The sequence below is a fragment of the Streptomyces sp. NPDC048361 genome, from assembly GCF_040651795.1.
In the GTDB taxonomy this organism is placed as follows: Bacteria; Actinomycetota; Actinomycetes; order Streptomycetales; family Streptomycetaceae; genus Streptomyces.
The window spans coordinates 1-22,329 of the sequence record NZ_JBEZKW010000024.1 but is presented as its reverse complement, the minus strand read 5'-3'; the positions used below and the strand labels follow the sequence as shown (position 1 = coordinate 22,329).

Sequence of the window (22,329 nt, the reverse complement as noted above, 5' to 3'; positions counted from 1 at the left end):
CGTCTGCATGCTCCAGTATCCCCGACACATGGGCGAGGGGCGGCCCCGGGAACTCCGGGACCGCCCCTCGGACGCTTTCGCGGGCGTCAGCGCTTGTTGTAGTTGGGCGCCTCGACCGTCATCTGGATGTCGTGCGGGTGGCTCTCCTTGAGGCCCGCCGAGGTGATCCGGACGAACTTGCCGTTGGCCTGGAGCTCGGGAACGGTGCGGCCGCCGACGTAGAACATCGACTGGCGCAGACCGCCGACGAGCTGGTGGACGACGGCGGAGAGCGGGCCGCGGTAGGGCACCTGGCCCTCGATGCCCTCGGGGATCAGCTTGTCGTCGGTGGAGACGGTCTCCTGGAAGTACCGGTCCTTGGAGAACGAACGCTGGTCGCCGCGGGTCTGCATCGCGCCGAGCGAGCCCATGCCGCGGTACGACTTGAACTGCTTGCCGTTGATGAAGAGCAGCTCGCCCGGGGACTCCTCGCAGCCGGCGAGCAGCGAGCCGAGCATCACGGTGTCGGCGCCCGCGACCAGGGCCTTGGCGATGTCGCCGGAGTACTGCAGGCCGCCGTCGCCGATGACCGGGACGCCCGCGGCCTTGGCGGCGAGCGAGGCCTCGTAGATCGCGGTGACCTGCGGGACGCCGATGCCGGCGACGACGCGGGTGGTGCAGATGGAGCCGGGGCCGACGCCCACCTTGATGCCGTCGACGCCCGAGTCGATGAGCGCCTGGGCGCCGTCACGGGTGGCGATGTTGCCACCGATCAGGTCGACGCCCGAGGAGTTCGACTTGATCTTGGCGACCATGTCGCCGACCAGGCGGGAGTGGCCGTGCGCGGTGTCGACGACGATGAAGTCGACACCGGCGGCGATCAGCGCCTGGGCGCGCTCGTAGGCGTCGCCCGCGACACCGACGGCCGCGCCGACCAGCAGCCGGCCGTCCTTGTCCTTGGCGGCGTTGGGGTACTTCTCGGCCTTGACGAAGTCCTTGACCGTGATGAGGCCCTTGAGGATGCCGGCGTCGTCGACGAGCGGCAGCTTCTCGATCTTGTGGCGGCGCAGCAGCTCCATGGCGTCCACGCCGGAGATACCGACCTTGCCGGTGACGAGCGGCATCGGCGTCATGACCTCGCGCACCTGGCGGCTGCGGTCCGACTCGAAGGCCATGTCGCGGTTGGTGACGATGCCGAGCAGCTTGCCCGCCGAGTCGGTCACCGGGACGCCGCTGATGCGGAACTTGGCGCACAGCTCGTCGGCCTCGCGCAGCGTCGCGTCCGGGTGCACCGTGATCGGGTCGGTGACCATGCCGGACTCGGAGCGCTTCACCAGGTCGACCTGGTTGGCCTGGTCCTCGATGGAGAGGTTGCGGTGCAGCACGCCCGCGCCGCCCTGACGGGCCATGGCGATGGCCATGCGCGCCTCGGTGACCTTGTCCATCGCCGCCGAGAGCAGCGGGACATTCACCTTGACGTTCTTGGAGAGGTACGAGGAAGTGTCGATCTGGTCGGGCGCCATGTCGGACGCGCCCGGCAGGAGCAGCACGTCGTCGTATGTCAGCCCGAGCGTCGCGAACTTCTCGGGCACTCCGTCGACGTTTGCAGTCATGACACCTTCCCCAATGGCCTTGATCGGTGCGGATGTCCATGCTAACGGGCTGTGCGGGTGTCTCATTCCACGAGCAAGATCATCAGAATTCTTTGTACGTTCACACGTGGATCGCGGGGGTTGGCGCGCTCGCCGAGCGCCTATGGGTGCGCCCCCGGTCGGCGCCTCCCACTACGGCCGGCGCCTCCCGCTCCGGCCGCGTACGCCCTTCCCGTAGGCGCACGCCCTTCCCTTGAGGCGCCTTTACTGCCCGGCGAGGGCGCGCAGCCGGCTCAGGGCTCGGTGCTGCGCGACGCGGACCGCGCCCGGCGACATGCCCAGCATCTGACCGGTCTCCTCGGCGGTGAGGCCGACGGCGACCCGCAGCACCAGGAGCTCACGCTGGTTCTCCGGAAGGTTGGCGAGGAGTTTCTTGGCCCAGGCCGCGTCGCTGCTGAGCAGGGCGCGCTCCTCGGGCCCGAGCGAGTCGTCGGGCCGCTCCGGCATCTCGTCGGAGGGCACGGCGGTCGAGCCGGGGTGACGCATCGCGGCCCGCTGGAGGTCGGCGACCTTGTGCGAGGCGATGGCGAAGACGAAGGCTTCGAAGGGGCGCCCGGTGTCGCGGTAGCGCGGCAGCGCCATCAGGACGGCGACGCAGACTTCCTGGGCGAGATCCTCCACGAAGTGGCGAGCATCACCCGGCAGCCGGTTCAGGCGCGTACGGCAGTAGCGCAGCGCGAGCGGGTGGACATGGGCGAGCAGATCGTGCGTGGCCTGCTCGTCACCGTCGACAGCACGGTGAACGAGGGCACCGATGACCCCTTGCGCCGTAGCCTCGTCGTCGCGCATCGGTCCATGGTGCCCCGGGGGTGTCCCGCCCGTGGCACCCCGTCCGTAGTTGTGCACTGAAGCGTTATGAGCGGGTGCGCCGGAACTCATCCCCTGCACCCCCCTCCCGCTCGACCGACCTGTCCCCGAGGAACTCCACACCCACAAGGATGCGGCATCGCGGCGGAAGCAACACCTACTGCTGCCGTTCGCGGGTCGGCCGGGCCCGTTCGCCGGGTGGCGGACGGGGCTCCGACCGGCTGTCACACCTGCCGTCAGCGCACCAGGCCCCAGCGGAAACCGAGCGCGACGGCGTGCGCGCGGTCCGAGGCGCCGAGCTTCTTGAAGAGCCGCCGTGCGTGCGTCTTGACCGTGTCCTCGGAGAGGAACAGCTCGCGCCCGATCTCGGCGTTGGAGCGGCCGTGGCTCATGCCTTCGAGCACTTGGATCTCCCGCGCGGTGAGCGTGGGTGCCGCGCCCATCTCGGCCGACCGCAGTCTGCGCGGGGCGAGCCGCCAGGTCGGGTCGGCGAGCGCCTGGGTGACGGTCGCGCGCAGTTCGGCGCGCGAGGCGTCCTTGTGCAGATAGCCGCGGGCACCGGCGGCGACCGCGAGCGCGACCCCGTCGAGATCCTCGGCCACCGTGAGCATGATGATCCGGGCGCCCGGATCCGCGGACAGCAGCCGACGGACGGTCTCCACGCCGCCCAGACCGGGCATGCGTACGTCCATCAGAATCAGATCCGAGCGGTCGGCACCCCAGCGGCGGAGGACTTCCTCGCCGTTGGCCGCCGTCGTCACACGCTCGACGCCGGGCACGGTCGCAACCGCGCGGCGGAGCGCCTCGCGGGCAAGCGGGGAGTCGTCGCAGACGAGGACTGATGTCATGGCCGCCCTCCGCAGCTGATGCGCGTCACCTTGAGCCTCCAGGCTGGGTACATGTGTCACCTGAGCGATTGGCGCCCTCGGACACTTGCCCGAGCGCTTGTTCTTTCAATCGCCTCCGCACTCTCAACGACGGTCACTCGAAAGAGTTACGGGTTCGGCGGACACGTTCGGCACTCTACGTGAGGAAGCGTGCACACAGGAGAGTGTGGCGCGCCGCCGACCCCCCTTTTGGCGCTATGCCCCATTTAGCGGCTTTTCTTCCCTTTTGCTGGTGTCTGTGGCTAGATTCCCAATGAGTCATATTTACATCTACTTACACAGGAGATGTACCTTCGTCGGTACGTACGTTTCGGATGAGCCCCGTGCGCACCCGTCCTGTACCGGCCCGCCCATCCGCCTCAGCACGGTTTCAAGGGGACAAGAGCAATGGCAGATTTCTCCCGCCTTCCCGGACCCAACGCCGATCTGTGGGACTGGCAGCTACTCGCGGCCTGCCGTGGGGTCGACAGCTCGCTCTTCTTCCACCCGGAGGGCGAGCGCGGCGCGGCGCGGAGTGCGCGCGAGAGTTCGGCGAAAGAGGTGTGCATGCGCTGCCCGGTGCGCGCTCAGTGCGCGGCCCACGCCCTCGCGGTGCGCGAGCCCTACGGGGTCTGGGGAGGGCTCACCGAGGACGAGCGCGAAGAACTCATGGGCCGGGCGCGCAACCGCCTGGTGTCGGCCGCCGCGCCCATGGCGGGCGGCATGGAGGCGCCTTGACGGTGTGCGGAGCGCACCGGATCAGAAGAAACGTTCCTGCGCCGTTTGGCCCAGCACCGCCCGCAAAGCGGCGGCTCCATACGGGAGGCCGCCGGTCCGCCGCCTTGGGGATGCTGCCTTGGAGACGCTGCCTTGAGCACACCTGCTTGAGGCGACTTGCTCGTGCACTTGAGGACGCTCGTGTACTTGAGGAGGCTTGCTCGAGGGCGCCGGGAGGCGGTCGGCCCTAGTCGCGCGCCGCGGCCCTGGTCAGCTGGTCCAGGGTGGCCGCGACGGCCGGGACCTGGGCGAGGTCGGGCAGGGTGAGCGCGACGATCTCCCGCTCGACGGCGGGTTCGACGGTGACCGTACGCGCGCCCTTGGGCCGTACGGACTCGATGGCGAGCTCCGGCATGACCGCGACACCCAGCCCGGCGCCCACCAGGCCGATCACCGCCGGATAGTCGTCGGTCGCGAAGTCGATGCGCGGGGTGAAGCCGGACTCCTCGCAGACCTCGACCAGTTGGCGCCGGCAGCGCGGACAGCCCGCGATCCAGGACTCGTCCGCCAGATCCCTGATCGCGACGGCGCCGGCCTCGGCCAGCGGATGCCCCTGCGGGACGAGGCCGACCAGCCGGTCGACGAGCAACGGGCGCACCACCAGGTCGTCCCACTCGGTGGCGTTCGAGCCGTAGCGGAAGGCCAGCGCGATGTCGCAGTCCCCTTCGCGCAGCATCTCGACGGAACGCGGCGGCTCGGCCTCGACCAGGGAGACCCGCGTGCCCGGGTGGGCGGCGCGCAGCGCGGCGAGCGCGGTCGGTACGAGTGTGGAGGAGCCGCTCGGGAAGGAGACCAGGCGCACCCGGCCGGCCCGCAGCCCCGCGATGGCGGCGACCTCCTCCTCCGCCGCGGTCAGGCCGGCCAGGATGCCCGAGGCGTGCCGGACCAGGACCTCGCCGGCCTGGGTCAGGCGCATCTCGCGGCCGGTGCGGATCAGCAGCGGCGTACCCGCGGAGGATTCGAGGGCCTTCATCTGCTGGCTGACGGCGGGCTGGGTGCAGCCCAGCTCGCGGGCGGCCGCCGAGAAGGAGCCGGTGGCGGCGACGGCGCGCAGGATGCGGAGATGACGAGCCTCGATCATTCTTCGAGCATAAGCGAATCTTGGGGGTGACAGGAAAAAGTCGAGTGCGACTTTGAGTTCGACTCGGTTAGCGTTCCGCCCATGGAGCTTCTGTCAGTGAACGTGGGCCGCGCGAAGGCCGTCGGCTACACCGATAGCGAGGGCGGTCTCACAGGCGTGGACAAGCGCCCGGTGAACACCGCCGTCCGGGTGTTCGCGCCCGGCCCGAGAGGCGTGGGGGCCAGCGGCGTGGAGGGCGACGACGTCTGCGATCTCCGCTTCCACGGCGGCGACCACCAGGCGGTCTACGCCTACGCCCGCGAGGATCTGGACGCCTGGGAGAAGGAGCTCGGCCGACCGCTGCCCAACGGCTCGTTCGGCGAGAACCTCACCCTGTACGGCGTCGACGTGAACGACGCCCGGATCGGCGAGCGCTGGCGGATAGGGCGGTCCGCGGTCCTGGAGGTCGCCTCCGGACGCATCCCCTGCCGTACGTTCGCCGGCTGGCTCGATCAGAAGGGCTGGGTCCGGCGCTTCACGCAGGCAGCCGTTCCCGGCGCGTACTTCCGGGTGATCGAGCCGGGGGAGATCCAGGCAGGTGACGCGGTCGAGGTGATCGAACGACCGGATCGCGAAGTTTCGGTCGCCTTCTGGTTCCGGGCGTTCACGACCGAGCGGACACTGATGCCGCGCGTCCTGGCGGCGGGCGATGCCCTGGAACCCGAGGCGCACGAGACGGTGCGAACCTATCTGGCGAAGCACGGCTCCTAGCGGGCGGTTCGGGATGCCCCGGCCGACTGCGGACCGGCGACGTCCGCAGGCGGTTCGGGATGCCCTGGCCGACTGCGGACCGGCGACGTCCGGTGGAGTCCGGTGAACTCGCATAACGCCCATGCAGTCCGGCGAACTCGCGTGGCGCCCCGTGGAGTCCGGCGAAGTCCCGTGGAGTCCGGCAAAGTCCGGTGAAGAAGTGCCGGAGAGACCGGGTACCGCCGGTGAAGGTCTGCGTGGAATTGCCGTGATTGGGGCGGTTCATGGCGGTCGACACCGGTTCGGCGGCGGGCCGGGGCCGGTCATCGGGCGCCGGGCGGGGGCATTAACGTGCGCCTATGACGACTGCACTGATTACGGGAGCGACGGCCGGCATCGGTGCCGCGTTCGCGCGGCGCCTCGCGGCCGATGGACACGATCTGGTGCTGGTGGCCCGGGACGGCGAGCGGCTGAGCGAGCAGGCCACCGAGCTGCACGACCGGCACGGCATCGAGGCCGAGGTGCTGAGCGCCGACCTGTCCACGGAGGACGGGATCGCCGCGGTGGAGGCCCGTCTATCGCTGCCCCGGCGGCCGGTCGACCTCTTGGTCAACAACGCCGGGTTCGGCAACAAGGGCCGCTATCTCGAAGTCTCCATGGCGGACGAGCTGACCATGGTGAAGGTGCACATCGAGGCGGTGCTGCGACTGACGTCGGCGGCGACCGCCGCCATGCGTGAGCGCGGCCGCGGCGGCGTCGTCAACGTGGCCTCGGTCGCGGCGTTCGTACCGCGCGGCACCTACGGCGCGTCCAAGGCGTGGGTCGTGCAGTTCACCCAGGGCGCGGCCCGGGACCTGGCCGGGTCCGGGGTGCGGCTCATGGCGCTGTGCCCCGGGTTCGTGCGGACCGAGTTCCACCAGCGGGCCGGCATGGGCACCGACAACATCCCGGGCTGGATGTGGCTGGACGCGGACAAGCTGGTGGCGGCCGCCCTCACCGACCTCGCGCGCGGCAAGTCCCTCTCGATCCCCGACCCGCGCTACAAGGCGCTCATGGGTGCCGTGAAACTGGCGCCGCGCGGCCTGCTCGGCGGGATCACTTCGAAGACGGGCCGCAAGTACGGCCCCCAGTAACGCGCGTACAGCCTCCTGCGTCGCCTGGTGCTCTCACCCGCCCTCCCCCCTGTGGAGCGTCGGGGACGTGGGGTCGAGCACCAGGCGCCAGGCCGTCCCGTCCAGCCACGTCACGCGGACGGCGTGGCCGTCGACCTCGATGTCGGCGAGGGTGTGGACGGGGCCGGGATCCGGTTCCGCGGTGAGCGAGGCGAGCGCGACGAACAGCGAGGGTGCGCTTCCTGTCACGCCGTGCAGCGCTTGGACCTGCGACCTCGGGCCGAACAGGGTTGATCCTGCGGTCAGTTGACAGGCCTCCCCGGCGTAGCCGTGCACGGGGTGGAGCTGGGCGGTGCGCCCCGGGGTGACGGCCCACCCGGTCTGGCGCACGGGCGTGCCGGCGACGGCGCCGACGACCAGGTGGGCGCGGACCTCGGCCCGGCCGTGCGCGAGGGTGGCCGAGACGATCCGCACCCCGGGTGGCCCGGGCCGCGGCTCGGAGAGCGACGCGGCCCAGCCGGGCCCGTTGCCCAGCGGGACGGCGGGCCCGCGAGTGGTGGACGCGCCCTGTGACAGCAGCCCGAAGTGGTTGTCGGGCACGCCCTCCGATGTGGGGCCGGTGCGGGTCGAGTAGGCGAAGCGCGCATAGCAGGGGTCTTCGTCCTTGCCGCCGCCCACATGGTTGTTGCTTCCGTGGTTGTGGAGGCGGACCAGGCCGTCGGCCGCGGTCGACTGGATCAGCAGACCGGGCGGGCCGAGGGTGCGGGTGGCGTCCTCGGTCTCGGCGGGCAGCGGCTCCTCGACCGCCGTCCAGGCCGGGTGCTCGGGCGGCAGCAACAGTCCGAGATAGCCCTTGGCCGCCCAGTACGGGGAGGCCGGGCCCGAGTAGTGCTGGATCACCGGTGGGTACGGGCCGTGCCAGCCCAGGGTGAGCAGCCCCGCGGCATCGGTGGCGCCCTCTCCCCCGGGCCGGTCGAGGAAGTACTTCAAGGTGCCCGACGCCAGGCGGCGGGTGGCGCCGTGGGTGAGCGGGGTGTGGCCGGTGAGCGCGCCGAGCCAGGGCGCGGCCGCGGCAGCGAACCGGTAGGTGAGCGAGCGCCCGTACGGCATCGGCGCGCCGTCGGCGTCGAACAGCCGGCTGTGGGCGTCGAGTTGGGCGTGCAGGCGGGGACCGTAGCGGGCCAGGAGGTCCTGGTCGCCGGCGAGATGGGCGTGCAGAACGGGATAGAAGTGGAGGGCCCAGGCGTTGTAGTGGTCGAAGGAGCGGTTCGGGCCGTCGCTGTACCAGCCGTCGCCGAGGTACCACTGATCGATGCGTTCCAGGGCGCGTTCGATGGTGGCCGCGGCCCGGTCGGTCTCGATGCCGGCGTCCTGGAGGAATCCGGCGACGGTGAGGCCGAACAGCCACCAGTTGTTGTCGACCGGGGACGGACCGAGGGCGGGCAGCAGCCAGTCGACGGCGCGTTGGCGCACGCGGTCGTCGAGGGTGTCCCAGAGCCAGGGGCGGGTGAGCCGCAGCCCCAGGGCGACGGAGGCCGACTCCACGACGGCCTGCCGGACCTGGGCGGGCTGGGGCCAGGCGTCGGGAGAGGCCGGGTCCAACTCCCCGCTGGGAAGCGGGTTTCGGGTGCCCGAGGCGAGACCTTCGGCGTAGCGCTCCAGGTGGCCGTGGGGATCGCCGCCCTGGGCGCCGGCCACGCGGAAGGCGGCCAGCAGCCAGGTGCGGGCATAGCCTTCGAGGCCGTCCGACCGTGGCCCCGACCAACTGGGCCGCGCGCCAGGCAGGTTGACCAGGCCCCGGCCGGGCGAGGCGTAGGGCCGCACGGCCAGCAGGAGCCGGTCCGCCGACCGCTCCCAGTGCTCGCGGGTCCAGCCGGTGTACGGGCTGAGCTCACGGTTCTCGGGGGCGATGGGCATGGTGCGATGCTCCTCGGGGCGGTGCGGCGGGGCCAGGGGGTGGGGCGGGGTGGGGCCGGGGGCGGGGTGGGGGTGGGGCCGACAGAGTGCGGCGGGGCCGGGCAGGGGTGTGGTCGGCGGGATGCGGTTGGCGGCGTCTGGATCTTCGAGGCCTGCGTCATTGCGGCCTACGTCGCTGGAGCCCGCGCGGACTCTCCATCGTCATCGCCTGGACGCACGCACTCTCCATCGTCATCGTCGCGGCCCGCGCCCACTCTCCATAGTCCTCGTCGGGCCGCGCCCACTCTCCATCGTCATCGTCGGAACCCGCGCGCACTCTCCTCTGCCGTCGTCGGGGCCCGCGCGAAATCTCTGGGAACTTAGAACCCGGTTTGATCGAACGTCAATGGATCAGACCGAATGATCGAAACTCCTGTCGTTCGATCACGCCGTACTAGGGTTATGGCCCACCGGGCCGCCACACCGCGAAGGGGATGCCACCGTGCGTGAAAGCGCTGCTGAACGTCATGACCGACTGCTGGAACTGGTGCGCCGGCACGGCTCGGCACGGGTCTCCGATCTCGCCGCCCGGTTGGGCGTCTCGCCGGTGACCGTGCGGCGGGACGTCGAGTTCCTGGCCACCGAAGGGCGGTTGGACCGGGCGCACGGCTCGGTCTCCTGGCCGGGCGCGGGGGACGCCGCCCCGGCGACCGGTTCCCCGGGCACCGCACGCCGGGACCGCGCCCCGGGAGCCGCCTCGGCTTTCACCGCCCCCGCCACCTCCGCCTCCCCCTCCACCGCCGGCTCGCGCGAGCTCGTCATCGGCATGCTGGCGCCCAACGCCACGTACTACTTCGCCGAGGTCATCCGGGGTGCCCACGAGGCGGCAGCGGCCGCGGGCGCTCGGCTCGTGCTGCGGATCTCGGACTACCGGCCGCAGGAGGACGCGGGCCGGGCGGCCGGGTTGCTCGCGGCCGGGGCCGACGGCCTGCTGATCGCGCCGGGCTGGAAGGAGCCGGACGACCCGGTCGAGCACGGTGCCTGGATCGCCGGTCTCCCGGTGCCGACGGTGCTCCTGGAACGGCGCGGCGTGCCGGGCCGCGACCTGGACGACCTGGACCGGGTCTGCTCCGACCACGGCCATGGCGTGCTCATCGCGGTCCGCCATCTGCTCGCACTGGGGCACCCGACGCCCCTGCTCGTGGCACGGTCCGACAGCCCCACCGCGATCGCCGTACGGGCCGGATACCGCCACGCGCTCGACGCGCTGGGCCTCACGTCACCGCTCCCGGTGATCGACTCGGTCTCGGCGGAGGCGGACCCGAGCGGGTTCGAAGGTGCGGTACGGGCACTGCGCACCGCGGTCGCGGAGGGCCGCGCCTCGGCGGCGCTCGTCCACAACGACGTGGACGCCATCCGGATCGTGCAGCGGCTGGCCGAACTGGGCGTGCGGGTGCCGCACGACCTGGCGCTCGTGGCGTACGACGACGAGGTCGCGGCCCTCGCGGACATTCCGCTGACGGCAGTCGCCCCGCCCAAGCACGAGGTCGGACGGTACGCGGCCGAGCTGCTGATCGAGCGGTTGCGCGGCACCTCCGCGTACGGCACCGGCGGCGGCGAAGAGGCGCCGCGACGCCATGTCGACCTGCTGCCGAGGCTCCGCGTCCGAGCCTCCTGCGGAGCCCCCTCCGAGACCCTGCGGAGCGCAGCGGGCGCGCCGTGAATGACCGCGCACTCACCCCGCGCTCACCCGAACGCACCCCGCACGCGCCCCGCGAGCGGCCGCCCCCGCGCAGCCCCCGCGGCTGCCCGTGAGCGTTCGGTCCTGACGCGCGAACGTTCACTCATTCTCTGATCTTTTTTCGATCAATCGAACTTTCGCTCTTGACTTCGGTCAGAACTGGGCCAAGGATCGCGGCCATCGCCTCGTCCCCTCACGTTCAGGAGCCGTTCCGTGAGCCGCAGTTGGACCAGATCGACCTCCGCCCTCGTCGGCACCGCCACCGCTCTCGCCGTGCTCACGGCCTGTGGTGGGGGCGGCAGCAAGACGAGCGACGCGGGCAAGGGCACCGCCGACAAACCCGTCACCATCACGTTCTGGGCCTGGCAGAAGGGCTCGAAGGATGTGGTGGATGCCTTCAACGCCTCCCACAACAACATCCACGTGAAGTTCGAGGAGATCCCCTCCGGCAACGCCGGCGGCTACGCGAAGATCTCCAACGCGGTGAAGGCGGGCAACGCGCCCGACCTCGTCACCGTCGAGTACCCGATGCTCCCCGAGTTCGTCAGCCAGGGCTCGTTCCAGGACATCAGCAAGTACGTCACCGACGACGTGAAGAAGCAGTTCCTGCCGCAGGCGATCCAGCAGACCACGCTCGGCGGCAAGAACTGGGCGATCCCCTTCGACGCGGCACCGCAGGCGTACTTCTACCGCAAGGACTTCTTCGCGAAGAACAACATCGAAGTCCCCAAGACCTGGGCCGAGTTCAAGGATGCCGCGCAGAAGGCCAAGGCCGCCGACCCCAAGGCCCGCATCGGCACGTTCTTCCCCGACGACCCGACCACCTTCGAGGCGATGGCCTGGCAGGCCGGCGCCCAGTGGTTCAAGGCCGACGGTGACACCTGGAAGCTCAACACCGCCGACGCCGCCACCAACAAGGTCGCCGACTACTGGCAGGGCCTGCTCGACGACAAGCTGGTGCAGAACGCGGTCTCCTTCAGCCCCGAATGGACGGCCTCCCTCAAGGACGGCTCCACCGTCGGCTACCTCGGCGCCTCGTGGGGCGCGGGCGTGCTCGGCGGGACCGTGCCGGACCAGAGCGGCAAGTGGGCGGTGGCCCCCATCCCCACCTGGGACGGCAAGCCCGCAAGCGGCATGCTCGGCGGCTCCACCTGGGCGGTGACCAAGAACAGCACCAAGACCGAGGCCGCCCTCGAATTCGCCCAGTGGATGTCGACCACCGAGGCCGGTATCGACGCGCGCATCAAGTCCGGTACGTCGAGCGCGTTCCCGGCCGACATAGCGCTGCGACCGGCCGCGCAGAAGGCCTTCGACGCGAAGTTCTACACCGGCCAGGACGTCTACCAGCTCTTCGACGCCGCGGGCAGCTCGATCAACGCCAACTGGGGCTGGGGCCCGAGCATGGGCACCACCAACACCGCGCTCAAGGACCAGCTCGGCAAGGTCGCGGGTGGCTCGGTCACGATCAAGGACGCGATCAAGACCGCGCACGACGCCACGGTGACCGAGCTGAAGAAGCGCGGGCTGAAGGTCGAGGGCTGACCGGATGAGGACGAAGCGGCGCGCCGCCCCGCCCGGGTCCGGTACGGCCTGCACCCCGGCCGCACCGGGCCCGGCCGGCGAGCAGGGTGACCGCCCGACCTCGGCGGACGACGATGCCACGAGACCCGTACGCACCGAGGCACCCGGCGCCGCGCAGGCCGGCACCCGGGCCACACCGGAGCCGGCCGATGAGCAAGGCACCCCAGGCCATCAAGGCGCCCCAGGCGATCAAGGAGCTTCCGGCCGCCCCGGGGGCAGCCCAGCCCGCCGTTCCGCCCGCCCCGCCTCCCGTCTCCGCAAGGGGCCCCGCGGCGCACGCAGCCGCACCAACGCGGCCGCCGGTGTGCTGCTCAGCCCGTTCTTCGTCCTGTTCACCGTCGTGACGGTGGTGCCGATCGGGTACGCGATCTGGCTGAGCCTGTTCACGGAGAAGCAGTCCGGGCTCGGCTTCGGCGGCGCCACCACGGTCTTCAGCGGGCTCGACAACTACACGGCGGCGCTGGGCGACCGGGCCTTTCGCGAGGGCTTCTGGGTGCTCGCCGGCTACTGCGTGGTCTACATCCCGCTGATGGTCGGCGGCGCCCTCGCGCTCGCGCTGCTGCTCGACTCGACGCTGGCCCGCGCCCGCCGCTTCTTCCAGCTCGCCCTTTTCCTGCCGCACGCCGTGCCCGGCATCATCGCCGCGCTGATCTGGGTCTACCTCTACACCCCGGGTCTCAGCCCGGTCGTGAAGGCCATGCACTCCGGCGGCGTCGGCTTCGACTTCTTCTCCTCCAGCGGCACGCTTCCCTCCGTCGTCAACATCGCGCTGTGGGAATGGCTCGGCTACAACATGGTCATCTTCTACGCGGCGCTCCAGGCCATCGACCGCTCGGTCCTCGAAGCGGCCACCATGGACGGCGCCGGTGAGTGGCGCACCGCGTTCGGTATCAAACTCCCGCTGATCCGCGGCTCGTTGACGATGGTGGCGCTCTTCACCGTCATCGGCTCGCTCCAGCTCTTCACGGAGCCACTCATCCTCAACCAGGGCGGCAGCTCCACGGTCACCTCCACCTGGACGCCCAACATGTACGCCTACACCGCCGCGTTCAGCCGCAACGACTACGGGCTCGCCGCCGCGTCCGCCGTGCTCCTCGCCCTCGTCGCGGCCCTGCTCTCCTTCGTCGTCACCCGCCTCACCAACCGGAAGGGGGCCACGGCATGACCTCCTTCACAGCCACCGCCACCGGACCCCGGCGGCCGTCGAGCCGCTGGCTGTCCAGGACCGCGGTCAACGGCGCGCTCCTGCTGTCCGTCCTCTACACGCTCTTCCCCCTGGTGTGGCTGATCACGGCCGCCACCAAGGACACCGGTGGCCTGCTGTCCGGCGAAGCCTTCTCCTTCAAGGGCTTCGACCTGGGCCACAACCTGTCGCAGCTCACCTCGTACAACGACGGCGTCTACTTCCGCTGGTACCTCAACTCCCTTCTGTACGCGGGCGTCGGCGCGGCCGTCTGCGCGCTGGTCTCCGTCGCCGCGGGGTACGCCTTCGACAAGTACACCTTCCGCGGCAAGGAGAAGCTGTTCGGTGTCGTGCTGCTCGGCGTGCTCGTGCCGGCCACGGCGCTCGCGCTGCCCATGTACCTGCTGGCGAGCAAGGTCGGCCTGGTCAACACGTACTGGTCGGTTCTGATACCCGTTCTGGTCAATCCGTTCGGGGTGTATCTGGCGCGTGTGTTCAGCGCGAGCTACATCCCCGGCGAGGCGCTCGAAGCCGCCCGTATCGACGGCGCCGGCGAGCTGCGCACCTTCTGGTCGATCGGTCTGCGCATGGTGATGCCGGGCTTCGTGACCGTCTTCCTCTTCCAGTTCACCGCGATCTGGAACAACTTCTTCCTCCCCCTGGTCATGCTCAGCGACCAGAAGCTCTTCCCGCTGAGCCTCGGTCTGTACGCCTGGAACAGCAACACCCATGCTGAGCCGAGCTACTACCCTCTCGTCGTCACCGGCTCCCTCCTCGCCGTCATCCCCCTGATCGTCGCCTTCGTCTCCCTCCAGCGGCACTGGAAGGCCGGACTGACCGCCGGCAGCCTCAAATGACCGGCCCGGAAGCCCAGTCACCCCCGGCCAGCGCCTCGTGAGGAGTCCGAGTCCCACCATGCACCACACCACTGACAACCGGCCCGCCCTGCTGCTCGCGATGGGCCCCGGCATCGCCGACCGCCTCCTCACCGAGCACCACCGCACCCGGCTCGCCGCCCTCACCCGTACCGACCCGTACCTGGTCGCGCACGATCTCGTGGCGCCCACGGCGCCGGTCGCGAAGGCCCTCGCCGAGGCCGAGGTCCTGCTCACCTGCTGGGGCGCTCCCCCGCTCACCGCGGACGTCCTGGACGCGGCCCCGCGGCTGCGCGCGATCGTCCACGCGGCGGGCTCCGTCAAGCACCACATCACCGACGCCTGCTGGGACCGCGGCATCACCGTGACGTCGGCCGCCGCGGCCAACGCCCTGCCGGTCGCCGAGTACACGCTCGCCGCGATCCTCTTCGCCGGCAAGGAGGTGCTGCGTTCCGCCCAGCGCTACGCCGAGCTGCGCACCGCCCCCGCGTGGCTGAGCGAGACCGAGCACACCGGCAACTACCGGCGCACCGTCGGCCTGGTCGGCGCATCGCGCATCGGGCGGCGCGTGATCGAGCTCCTGCGCCCCTTCGACTTCGAGGTTCTTCTGTACGACCCGTACGTCGGCGGAACCGAAGCGGCGGCCCTGGGCGTTGAACAGGTGTCCCTGGACGCGCTGTGCGCCCGCAGCAGCGTCGTCTCCGTCCACGCGCCCCAGCTCCCCGAGACCCGCCGCATGATCGACGCGCGCCTGCTCGCCCTGATGCCGGCGGGTGCCACGCTGATCAACACCGCCCGCGGCTCCCTGGTGGACGAGCCGGCCCTGCTCGCCGAGCTTCTCTCGGGCCGTCTGCACGCGGTCCTGGATGTGACGGAGCCCGAACTGCCCCCCCGTGAAAGCCCGTTGTACGACCTGCCCAACGTCCTGCTCACCCCGCACATCGCCGGCTCGCTCGGCAATGAGCTGTACCGCATGGCGGATCAGGCCCTGGACGAGGTGGAGCGATTCGCCTCGGGCCTGCCGTTCTCGGACCCGGTGCTCCCGGCGGCCCTGCACCATTCGGCGTGAGCGGCGTCCCGTACGGACATCGGCGCGAGCGGCGTCCCGTACGGACATCGGCGCGAGCGGCCGGCCCGTCCCGCCCGACAGGGGCCGCGGCTCTCCCCGCACAGGGAGGCGGTACATCACTAAACTGGTGATATCACCCCAGAGCCATCCGGGAGGAGTCATGACGTTCACGCAGGTGATCGACTTCAAGACCGCGCGGTTCAGTGACCTGGACCGGCTCATGGACCGCTGGGTCGAACAGACCAAGGGCAAGCGGACTGCCTCCCACAGCCTCGTCGGCAAGGACCGCGCCGACCGGAACCACTTCGTCGAGATCATCGAGTTCCCCTCGTACGACGAAGCGATGGCGAACTCGAAGCTCCCGGAGACCGACCGGATCTTCGCCGAGATGGTGGCCCTCTGCGACGGACCGCCCACCTTCACGGACCTGGATGTGGTGCGCAACGACCAGTTGAACGCTTCAACAGCCCGCCGCTTCTTCCACGAGATCGCCTCGGGCGGCAACCTGGACGCCATCGACGAGGTGTTCGCCGCCGACTACGCCGATCACGACCCCCTCAAGGAGCAGGACACGGTCGTCGGCTCCGACGGGATCCGCGCCGACGTCACGGGATGGCGTGCCTCGTTCGACTTCGCCTTCGAACTCGACCGGCAGGTCAGCGAAGGGGACGACGTGGTGACGCTGTGGACGTTGCAGGGCACCCACACCGGCGACTTCATGGGCCTGGCCGCCACCGGCAAGCAGGTGAGCATGACCGGCACCACGATCTTCCGGTTCGAGAACGGCAGGATCCAGGAAGGCTGGTGGCACTCCGACGCCATCAGGCTGATGAAGCAGCTGGGCATCGCGGGCTGACCCGAAACCCGCGCACGCCCCCTCGGGGGGAAGAGGAACGGGGAAACGGGGAAGGCCCCCGCCCCGCCGGAACGGCGGGAGCGGGGGCCTTCACACGGTGCGGGCCCGACGTCTACGACGTTGGGCGGTCCCGACGACGTCTACGACGTCAGTGGGAGTGACCGTGGCCGTGACCGGCCTCGGGCTCCTCCTCGGCCGGCTTCTCGACGACCAGGGTCTCGGTCGTGAGCAGCAGGGAGGCGATGGAGGCGGCGTTCTCCAGGGCGGAGCGGGTGACCTTGACCGGGTCGATGACGCCGGCCTTGACCAGGTCGCCGTACTCGCCGGTGGCGGCGTTGAAGCCGAAGCCCTTGTCGAGCTCGCTCACCTTGGAGGTGATGACGTAACCCTCCAGGCCGGCGTTCTCGGCGATCCAGCGCAGCGGCTCGACGACGGCGCGGCGCACGACCGCGACACCGGTGGCCTCGTCGCCGGTCTTGTCGAGGTTGCCCTCGAGGACCTTGGCGGCGTGCACCAGAGCGGAGCCACCACCGGAGACGATGCCCTCCTCGACCGCGGCGCGGGTCGCGGAGATGGCGTCCTCCAGACGGTGCTTGCGCTCCTTGAGCTCGACCTCGGTGGCGGCGCCGACCTTGATCACGCAGACGCCACCGGCGAGCTTCGCGAGGCGCTCCTGGAGCTTCTCGCGGTCCCAGTCGGAGTCCGTGGCCTCGATCTCGGCCTTGATCTGGTTGACGCGGCCCTCGACGTCGGCCTTGTTGCCGCCGCCGTCGACGATCGTCGTGTCGTCCTTGGTGATGGTGACGCGGCGCGCGGTGCCGAGCACGTCCAGACCGGCCTGGTCGAGCTTGAGGCCCACCTCTTCGGCGATGACGGTCGCACCGGTGAGGGTGGCGATGTCCTGGAGCATGGCCTTGCGGCGGTCGCCGAAGCCCGGGGCCTTGACGGCCACGGCGTTGAACGTGCCGCGGATCTTGTTGACGACCAGGGTGGAGAGCGCCTCGCCCTCGACGTCCTCGGCGATGATCAGGAGCGGCTTGGAGGCGCCGGCCTGGATGACCTTCTCCAGGAGCGGCAGCAGGTCCTGGATCGAGGAGATCTTGCCCTGGTTGATCAGGATGTACGGGTCGTCGAGGACGGCCTCCATACGCTCCTGGTCGGTGACCATGTAGTGCGAGAGGTAGCCCTTGTCGAAGGCCATGCCCTCGGTGAACTCGAGCTCCACACCGAAGGTGTTGGACTCCTCGACGGTGATGACACCGTCCTTGCCGACCTTGTCCATGGCCTCGGCGATGAGCTCGCCGATCTGCTTGTCCTGGGCGGACAGCGCGGCGACGGCGGCGATGTCGGTCTTGTCCTCGATGGGACGGGCGGTCGCGAGGAGCTCGTCGGAGACGGCCTTGACCGCGGCGTCGATGCCCTTCTTCAGGGCGGCCGGGGAGGCACCGGCGGCGACGTTGCGCAGACCCTCGCGGACGAGCGCCTGAGCCAGCACGGTCGCGGTGGTGGTGCCGTCACCCGCGATGTCGTTGGTCTTGGTCGCCACCTCCTTGACGAGCTGGGCACCGAGGTTCTCGTACGGGTCGTCGAGCTCGACCTCGCGCGCGATGGTGACACCGTCGTTGGTGATGGTGGGGGCGCCGAACTTCTTGTCGATGACGACGTTGCGGCCCTTGGGACCGATCGTCACCTTCACCGTGTCGGCAAGCTTGTTGACGCCGCGCTCAAGGGCGCGACGGGCGTCCTCGTCGAACTTCAGGATCTTCGCCATGGGAGCGGTTCAGCCCTCTCGAAAACTCGGGTTAATGACACTGCGCCCCTCGCCGCCCGGCAATCAGCGGGGTGACCAGGGGCGCAGCTCTCAAAGCATTCGCTTCGAACTCGAAGTACTCGCGTACTCCGGTGAATTACTTCTCGATGACCGCGAGCACGTCGCGGGCCGAGAGGACGAGGTACTCCTCGCCGTTGTACTTCACCTCGGTGCCGCCGTACTTGCTGTACAGCACGATGTCGCCGGTGCTGACGTCGAGCGGCAGACGCTCGCCGTTCTCGAAGCGGCCCGGACCCACGGCCAGGACGACGCCCTCCTGGGGCTTCTCCTTGGCGGTGTCCGGGATGACCAGGCCGGAGGCCGTGGTCTGCTCGGCGTCGAGCGGCTGGACCACAATGCGGTCCTCAAGCGGCTTGATGGCAACCTTGGAGCTGGTGGTCGTCACGATCCGGTCTCCCCCTTCGGAGATCTCACGGGGTTAACTGTTTGGGTGGCGACCAGGTGGATCCGTCGTCGCGGGTGCCGGACCTGCCCGTCGCTGTGTTGGCACTCTCCAGTGGGGAGTGCCAGAAGCGAGACTAGGACGACGGTTAGCACTCGGTCAAGCGGAGTGCCAATCTCGTACCTTCACGGCGGATCCTCGCGGGCGCAGAACACGGCGGATCGTGGCGGCTCGGAGCGGGCGGATCATCGCGGGCTCGGAGCCGGCGGATCATCGCGGGCTCGGAGCCGCCGGAGCATCGCGGGCTCAGAGCCGCCGGATCATCGCGGGCTCAGAGCAATGCGGATCGTCGCGGGCTCAGAGATAGTCCTCAAGGCGGCCCACGGTGAAGCCGCGCGACCGGATCTGTTCGAGTACCTGCGCCGTCATGCGCGTCGCACCGGCGCCGGGCCCCGGCAACCGGGTCCGCACGATGTCCCCGGGGCGCAGCACCCGGGCCCCCTCGGCGTACCGCAGACCGTCGGCCGTCATCGTGACGCGGGCCAGCACCAGCGCGCGCACCCCGCACTCCTTCGCGGCGCGTACGGTACGCGCGTCGTAGGACCCGTACGGCGGCCGGAACAGTCTCGGGCGGGTCCCGTACCGGGCGGCGAGCCGGTCCTGCTGACCGCAGATCTGCGCCCGCTGCCGCTCGTACGTCAGGGTCCGCAGATCGGGGTGGTCGAGGGTGTGGTTGTAGATCCCGGCCCCCAGGGCTCGCAAGGCGTCCACCCGGGCGCGGGCGGTGCGGGCGGCGGCCGCGGCGCCGGAGTCGGCGGCGGCCGCGGCGCCGGAGTCGGCGGCGGCCGCGGCGCCGGAGTCGGCGGCGGCCGCGGCGCCGGAGTCGGCGGCGGCCGCGGCGCCGGGGTCGACTGCGGCCGCGGCGCCGGGGTCGGCGGCGGTCGCCGGAGCCGCGGCGGAAGCGGGAGCGGCGGCGACACCCCGGTCGCCGTGTGCGTCCCCCTCGCCGTCGGCGCCCGCGCGGGCCTCCGTACCGGTGTCGGCGCCCGTGAGGAACAGGGCGACCGGCAGCCGGAGATCGCGGATCATGCGCGGGAAGGCGGGGTCCGCGACCGGCCCGTCGTCGAACGTCAGGAACACCACCTTCGCGCGCACCGGTACGCGGTCGACGACGAACGGCACCCCGGACCCGCCCCTGACGCGAGCCGGCCGGGGTGCGGGCGCCAGCGGGGCGGCGAGGCCCCAGCGCCGGGCGGCGGCCATGCGCGCGTCGGACCCGGGCGGCGGCACGGCGTGCTGGGCGGCCTTGCGCCCGAGCCGTTTGAACGGGGCGACGGGCGCGGTCGGTTCCGAGCACCCGGCCAGCGGCCCGAGCAGCGCGCCGGCCGCGAGCAGCCCGGCCAGGGCGGCCCGGATCCGGCGCGCCCGGCTCACCTCTGCTCCCCGGACCGGCTCACACGTAGTCCTCCAGACGGGCCACGGCGTACCCCTTGTCGGTGATCACCTTCATCACCTGGCGGACCATGTCGGGCATGGTCCCGTTCCAGTCCTCGCGCCCGCGGAAGTGGGTCAGGATGATGTCGCCGGGGTGCAGGTCGCGGTCCCACTCGCGCCACTCCATGTGGTCGGTGAAGGCCTCCTCCGCCCACAGCGGCGCGGCCTCGATCCCGCACGACTTGGCGGCCTTGAGGGTGTCCTCGTTGTAGTTACCGTACGGCGGCCGGAACAACCGGGGACGCTTGCCGGCCCACTGGCCGATCTTGTCCTGCTGGTCGCAGATCTCTTTCCGCTGCTCGTCGTAGGAGAGCGCCGGCATGTACCGGTGGTTGAGGGTGTGGTTGTTGAGCGTGACGCCGAGGCCCTGCATCTTCTTGAAGTACTCGTGGTTGTCCTTGACCAGGTAGTCGCTGAGGAACGCGCTGTAGGGGATGCGCAGTTCCTGCATCATCTTCAGGAAGGTCGGGTCCTTCTCGGCGCCGTCGTCGATCGTCAGGAAGACGATCTTGTCCTTGGTGGGGACGGTGGTGAAGACGGGCGGCAGCGAGTCGCCGCCGTCGGTCTCGAACCCCGGCCGGTTGGTGATCCTCGGCTTGACGGCGGGCGCCGCGGGCGCGAGCAGGGGCGCTTTGGCGAGCCCCCACTTCTTCACCGCCGCGAGCCGGGCGGCCTCGGCGTGCTTGAGTTGGTCGGCCTGACTGGTGAGGGCTCCGGCGGCCCCCTGCTGGGCGGCCTGCGGCCCCGGCCGGCCCGAGCCCGCGTCCTCGGAGGAGCAGGCGGAGGCGAGCAGGGCGGCGGCGAGGGTCAGAACGGCGCAGGCGGCCTTGGTTCTGGTTTTTCCCTTTTGTCGTACTAGTTGCATGGCGCCGCATCCTGTCAGGCACGGGCCCCCCGACCCGTACGACACCGCCGTCACGGACCCCACCATCGCCCGCCTGGCCCACAGCGGGGCCGCCGCTGGACGACAATGACGGGGTGAACGACCTCGACACCTTCTCCCTCCTGCTGGCCGACGAGGGCCGCGCCCTGCTCGCATCCCTGCGGGAGTACGACCCCGCGCAGGAACTCGCGGTCGCCACCAGGCTGCGCCGCGAGCACGACACGAGACTCGTGTCGGCGGCGCTGGGGCAGGCGCGGCTGCGGCAGCGGGCGGTGGCGAAGTTCGGCGCGGCGGACGCGCACCGGATGTTCTTCACGCCCAACGGTGTCGAGCAGTCGACCCGTACGTCGGTCGCCACCCACCGCGCGCGGACCTTCGCCGCTCGGGGCGTACGGAGCGTCGCGGACCTGTGCTGTGGCATCGGCGGTGACGCTCTGGCGCTGGCGCGGGCCGGGATCTCGGTCCTCGCGGTCGACCGCGACCCGCTGACGGCGGCGGTGGCCCGCGCCAACGCGGAGGCGCTGGGCCTCGCGGAGCTGATCGAGGTGCGCTGCGCGGACGTGACCGAGATCGATACGGCGCCGTACGACGCGGTCTTCGTGGACCCGGCCCGGCGTGGCGGCCGGGGCCGCATCTTCGACCCCGAGGCGTACTCGCCGCCGCTCTCCTGGGCGACCTCGGCGGCGCTCGCCGCGCCCTTCGCCGCGCTGAAGATCGCGCCCGGCATCCCGCACGAGGCGATCCCGCCGCAGGCCGAGGCGGAGTGGATCTCGGACGGGGGTGACGTGAAGGAGGCGGTGCTGTGGTTCGGCACGGACGTGACCCCGGGCGCGGTCCGCGCCACGCTCCTGCCCGCGTCCGCCGCGCTGTGGACGGCGGCCCCGCTCGCCGCGCCGCCGGTCGGGCCGGTGGGCCGCTATCTGTACGAGCCGGACGGCGCGGTCATCCGCGCGCACCTCGTCGCCGAGATCGTCGAGCGGTGCGGGGGGCGGTTGATCGACGAGACGATCGCGTACGTGACGAGTGACGAGCCGTATGTGTCCCCGTACACCTCGGCGTACGAGATCACCGATCAACTCCCTTTCAACCTGAAGAAGTTGAAGGCATTGCTGCGGGAGCGGGAGGTGGGGGTGCTGACGGTGAAGAAGCGGGGGTCGGCGGTGGAGCCGGAGGAGATCCGGCGCCGCGTGAAGCCGGCCGGCCCGAACGCGGCGACGGTCTTCCTGACCCGAGTAGCCGGCGCCCCCACGATGCTCCTGGGCAACCCCGCGTAACCCCTCCGTGCCGGGTGCCCTACTAGGGACACGGGGCTGTGCCGTTCGCGCAGCTCCGCCACGGCGGACGCGACGGTTCGGCACCGGGTGCCCTACAGGGGCGCGGGGCTGTCACATCTGCGCGGCTCCGCCACGACGGGCACGACCGGCCGGCACCGGGTGCCCCACAGGGGCGCGGGGCTGTCACATCTGCGCGGCTCCGCCACGACGGGCACGACCGGCCGGCACCGGGTGCCCCACAGGGGCGCGGGGCTGTCACAT

Annotated in this window: 19 protein-coding genes; 10 read left to right on the top strand and 9 right to left on the bottom strand. The window is 70.9% G+C overall.

The window, feature by feature from the left end:
• Window positions 1–86: 86 nt before the first annotated feature.
• The 3 genes from guaB to AB0D31_RS16185 all read right to left on the bottom strand — a co-directional run bounded on the left by guaB (window position 87) and on the right by AB0D31_RS16185 (window position 3,286).
• Window positions 87–1,592 carry an IMP dehydrogenase gene (guaB, locus tag AB0D31_RS16195; protein WP_362722707.1) on the bottom strand — a complete coding sequence of 502 codons (1,506 nt, stop codon included), beginning with the start codon at window positions 1,590–1,592 and terminating at the stop codon, window positions 87–89.
• Window positions 1,593–1,835: 243 nt separating this feature from the next.
• The gene (locus tag AB0D31_RS16190) at window positions 1,836–2,420 is read right to left on the bottom strand and encodes a sigma-70 family RNA polymerase sigma factor (RefSeq protein ID WP_362722704.1); all 585 of its coding nucleotides are present in this window, start codon (window positions 2,418–2,420) and stop codon (window positions 1,836–1,838) included.
• Between the two features lie 254 nt (window positions 2,421–2,674).
• On the bottom strand, window positions 2,675–3,286 hold the full coding sequence (locus tag AB0D31_RS16185) for a response regulator transcription factor (protein WP_003948568.1): 612 nt from the start codon (window positions 3,284–3,286) through the stop codon (window positions 2,675–2,677).
• Window positions 3,287–3,712: 426 nt separating this feature from the next.
• Here AB0D31_RS16185 and AB0D31_RS16180 point away from each other — a divergent pair, with 426 nt between their 5' ends.
• A complete protein-coding gene (locus tag AB0D31_RS16180; RefSeq protein WP_328310856.1) occupies window positions 3,713–4,042 on the top strand; it encodes a WhiB family transcriptional regulator in 330 nt (109 codons plus the stop codon).
• A 226-nt stretch (window positions 4,043–4,268) separates the two neighbouring features.
• Here AB0D31_RS16180 and AB0D31_RS16175 read toward each other — a convergent pair whose 3' ends face one another.
• Entirely contained in the window at window positions 4,269–5,162 is an 894-nt protein-coding gene (locus AB0D31_RS16175; protein ID WP_362722701.1) for a LysR family transcriptional regulator, read from the bottom strand.
• Window positions 5,163–5,243: 81 nt separating this feature from the next.
• Between AB0D31_RS16175 and AB0D31_RS16170 the strand changes: the two genes are divergently transcribed.
• On the top strand, window positions 5,244–5,912 hold the full coding sequence (locus tag AB0D31_RS16170; protein WP_362722698.1) for an MOSC domain-containing protein: 669 nt from the start codon (window positions 5,244–5,246) through the stop codon (window positions 5,910–5,912).
• Between the two features lie 338 nt (window positions 5,913–6,250).
• Window positions 6,251–7,024: an SDR family oxidoreductase gene (locus AB0D31_RS16165; protein ID WP_362722695.1), complete on the top strand. Its 774-nt coding sequence runs from the start codon at window positions 6,251–6,253 to the stop codon at window positions 7,022–7,024.
• A 33-nt stretch (window positions 7,025–7,057) separates the two neighbouring features.
• On the opposite strand, the gene AB0D31_RS16160 is transcribed toward AB0D31_RS16165, so the two are convergent.
• Window positions 7,058–8,920, bottom strand: coding sequence for a DUF2264 domain-containing protein (locus AB0D31_RS16160; protein ID WP_362722692.1), 1,863 nt, complete (start codon window positions 8,918–8,920; stop codon window positions 7,058–7,060).
• A gap of 481 nt (window positions 8,921–9,401) precedes the next feature.
• On the opposite strand from AB0D31_RS16160, the gene AB0D31_RS16155 reads away from it, so the two are divergent.
• The 6 genes from AB0D31_RS16155 to AB0D31_RS16130 all read left to right on the top strand — a co-directional run bounded on the left by AB0D31_RS16155 (window position 9,402) and on the right by AB0D31_RS16130 (window position 16,204).
• Complete coding sequence (locus tag AB0D31_RS16155; protein ID WP_362722690.1) at window positions 9,402–10,622, top strand: substrate-binding domain-containing protein; 1,221 nt, start codon at window positions 9,402–9,404, stop codon at window positions 10,620–10,622.
• A gap of 231 nt (window positions 10,623–10,853) precedes the next feature.
• Complete coding sequence (locus AB0D31_RS16150; RefSeq protein ID WP_362722687.1) at window positions 10,854–12,182, top strand: sugar ABC transporter substrate-binding protein; 1,329 nt, start codon at window positions 10,854–10,856, stop codon at window positions 12,180–12,182.
• Window positions 12,183–12,525: 343 nt separating this feature from the next.
• Window positions 12,526–13,386 carry a sugar ABC transporter permease gene (locus AB0D31_RS16145; RefSeq protein WP_362722863.1) on the top strand — a complete coding sequence of 287 codons (861 nt, stop codon included), beginning with the start codon at window positions 12,526–12,528 and terminating at the stop codon, window positions 13,384–13,386.
• A complete protein-coding gene (locus tag AB0D31_RS16140) occupies window positions 13,383–14,261 on the top strand; it encodes a carbohydrate ABC transporter permease (RefSeq protein ID WP_362722684.1) in 879 nt (292 codons plus the stop codon). The genes AB0D31_RS16145 and AB0D31_RS16140 overlap by 4 nt, the downstream gene beginning before the upstream one ends.
• Window positions 14,262–14,319: 58 nt before the next feature.
• Window positions 14,320–15,348: a hydroxyacid dehydrogenase gene (locus AB0D31_RS16135; RefSeq protein ID WP_362722681.1), complete on the top strand. Its 1,029-nt coding sequence runs from the start codon at window positions 14,320–14,322 to the stop codon at window positions 15,346–15,348.
• 160 nt (window positions 15,349–15,508) lie between these two features.
• On the top strand, window positions 15,509–16,204 hold the full coding sequence (locus AB0D31_RS16130; protein ID WP_362722678.1) for an ester cyclase: 696 nt from the start codon (window positions 15,509–15,511) through the stop codon (window positions 16,202–16,204).
• Window positions 16,205–16,352: 148 nt separating this feature from the next.
• On the opposite strand, the gene groL is transcribed toward AB0D31_RS16130, so the two are convergent.
• The 4 genes from groL to AB0D31_RS16110 all read right to left on the bottom strand — a co-directional run bounded on the left by groL (window position 16,353) and on the right by AB0D31_RS16110 (window position 20,776).
• Window positions 16,353–17,975, bottom strand: a complete 1,623-nt coding sequence (gene groL / locus AB0D31_RS16125) for a chaperonin GroEL (RefSeq protein WP_362722675.1) — start codon at window positions 17,973–17,975, stop codon at window positions 16,353–16,355.
• A 136-nt stretch (window positions 17,976–18,111) separates the two neighbouring features.
• On the bottom strand, window positions 18,112–18,420 hold the full coding sequence (gene groES / locus AB0D31_RS16120; protein WP_120721868.1) for a co-chaperone GroES: 309 nt from the start codon (window positions 18,418–18,420) through the stop codon (window positions 18,112–18,114).
• 354 nt (window positions 18,421–18,774) lie between these two features.
• Window positions 18,775–19,851: a polysaccharide deacetylase family protein gene (locus AB0D31_RS16115; RefSeq protein WP_362722672.1), complete on the bottom strand. Its 1,077-nt coding sequence runs from the start codon at window positions 19,849–19,851 to the stop codon at window positions 18,775–18,777.
• A gap of 19 nt (window positions 19,852–19,870) precedes the next feature.
• A complete protein-coding gene (locus AB0D31_RS16110; protein WP_362722669.1) occupies window positions 19,871–20,776 on the bottom strand; it encodes a polysaccharide deacetylase family protein in 906 nt (301 codons plus the stop codon).
• A gap of 95 nt (window positions 20,777–20,871) precedes the next feature.
• Here AB0D31_RS16110 and AB0D31_RS16105 point away from each other — a divergent pair, with 95 nt between their 5' ends.
• The gene (locus AB0D31_RS16105; protein ID WP_362722860.1) at window positions 20,872–22,068 is read left to right on the top strand and encodes a class I SAM-dependent methyltransferase; all 1,197 of its coding nucleotides are present in this window, start codon (window positions 20,872–20,874) and stop codon (window positions 22,066–22,068) included.
• Window positions 22,069–22,329 lie beyond the last annotated feature (261 nt).

Bases quoted from the DNA above. Each gene is read 5' to 3' on its own strand.
- guaB (WP_362722707.1), bottom strand. From the start codon at position 1,592: ATGACTGCAAACGTCGACGGAGTGCCCGAGAAGTTCGCGACGCTCGGG.
- AB0D31_RS16190 (WP_362722704.1), bottom strand. From the start codon at position 2,420: ATGCGCGACGACGAGGCTACGGCGCAAGGGGTCATCGGTGCCCTCGTT.
- AB0D31_RS16185 (WP_003948568.1), bottom strand. From the start codon at position 3,286: ATGACATCAGTCCTCGTCTGCGACGACTCCCCGCTTGCCCGCGAGGCG.
- AB0D31_RS16180 (WP_328310856.1), top strand. From the start codon at position 3,713: ATGGCAGATTTCTCCCGCCTTCCCGGACCCAACGCCGATCTGTGGGAC.
- AB0D31_RS16175 (WP_362722701.1), bottom strand. From the start codon at position 5,162: ATGATCGAGGCTCGTCATCTCCGCATCCTGCGCGCCGTCGCCGCCACC.
- AB0D31_RS16170 (WP_362722698.1), top strand. From the start codon at position 5,244: ATGGAGCTTCTGTCAGTGAACGTGGGCCGCGCGAAGGCCGTCGGCTAC.
- AB0D31_RS16165 (WP_362722695.1), top strand. From the start codon at position 6,251: ATGACGACTGCACTGATTACGGGAGCGACGGCCGGCATCGGTGCCGCG.
- AB0D31_RS16160 (WP_362722692.1), bottom strand. From the start codon at position 8,920: ATGCCCATCGCCCCCGAGAACCGTGAGCTCAGCCCGTACACCGGCTGG.
- AB0D31_RS16140 (WP_362722684.1), top strand. From the start codon at position 13,383: ATGACCTCCTTCACAGCCACCGCCACCGGACCCCGGCGGCCGTCGAGC.
- AB0D31_RS16135 (WP_362722681.1), top strand. From the start codon at position 14,320: ATGCACCACACCACTGACAACCGGCCCGCCCTGCTGCTCGCGATGGGC.
- AB0D31_RS16130 (WP_362722678.1), top strand. From the start codon at position 15,509: ATGACGTTCACGCAGGTGATCGACTTCAAGACCGCGCGGTTCAGTGAC.
- groL (WP_362722675.1), bottom strand. From the start codon at position 17,975: ATGGCGAAGATCCTGAAGTTCGACGAGGACGCCCGTCGCGCCCTTGAG.
- AB0D31_RS16110 (WP_362722669.1), bottom strand. From the start codon at position 20,776: ATGCAACTAGTACGACAAAAGGGAAAAACCAGAACCAAGGCCGCCTGC.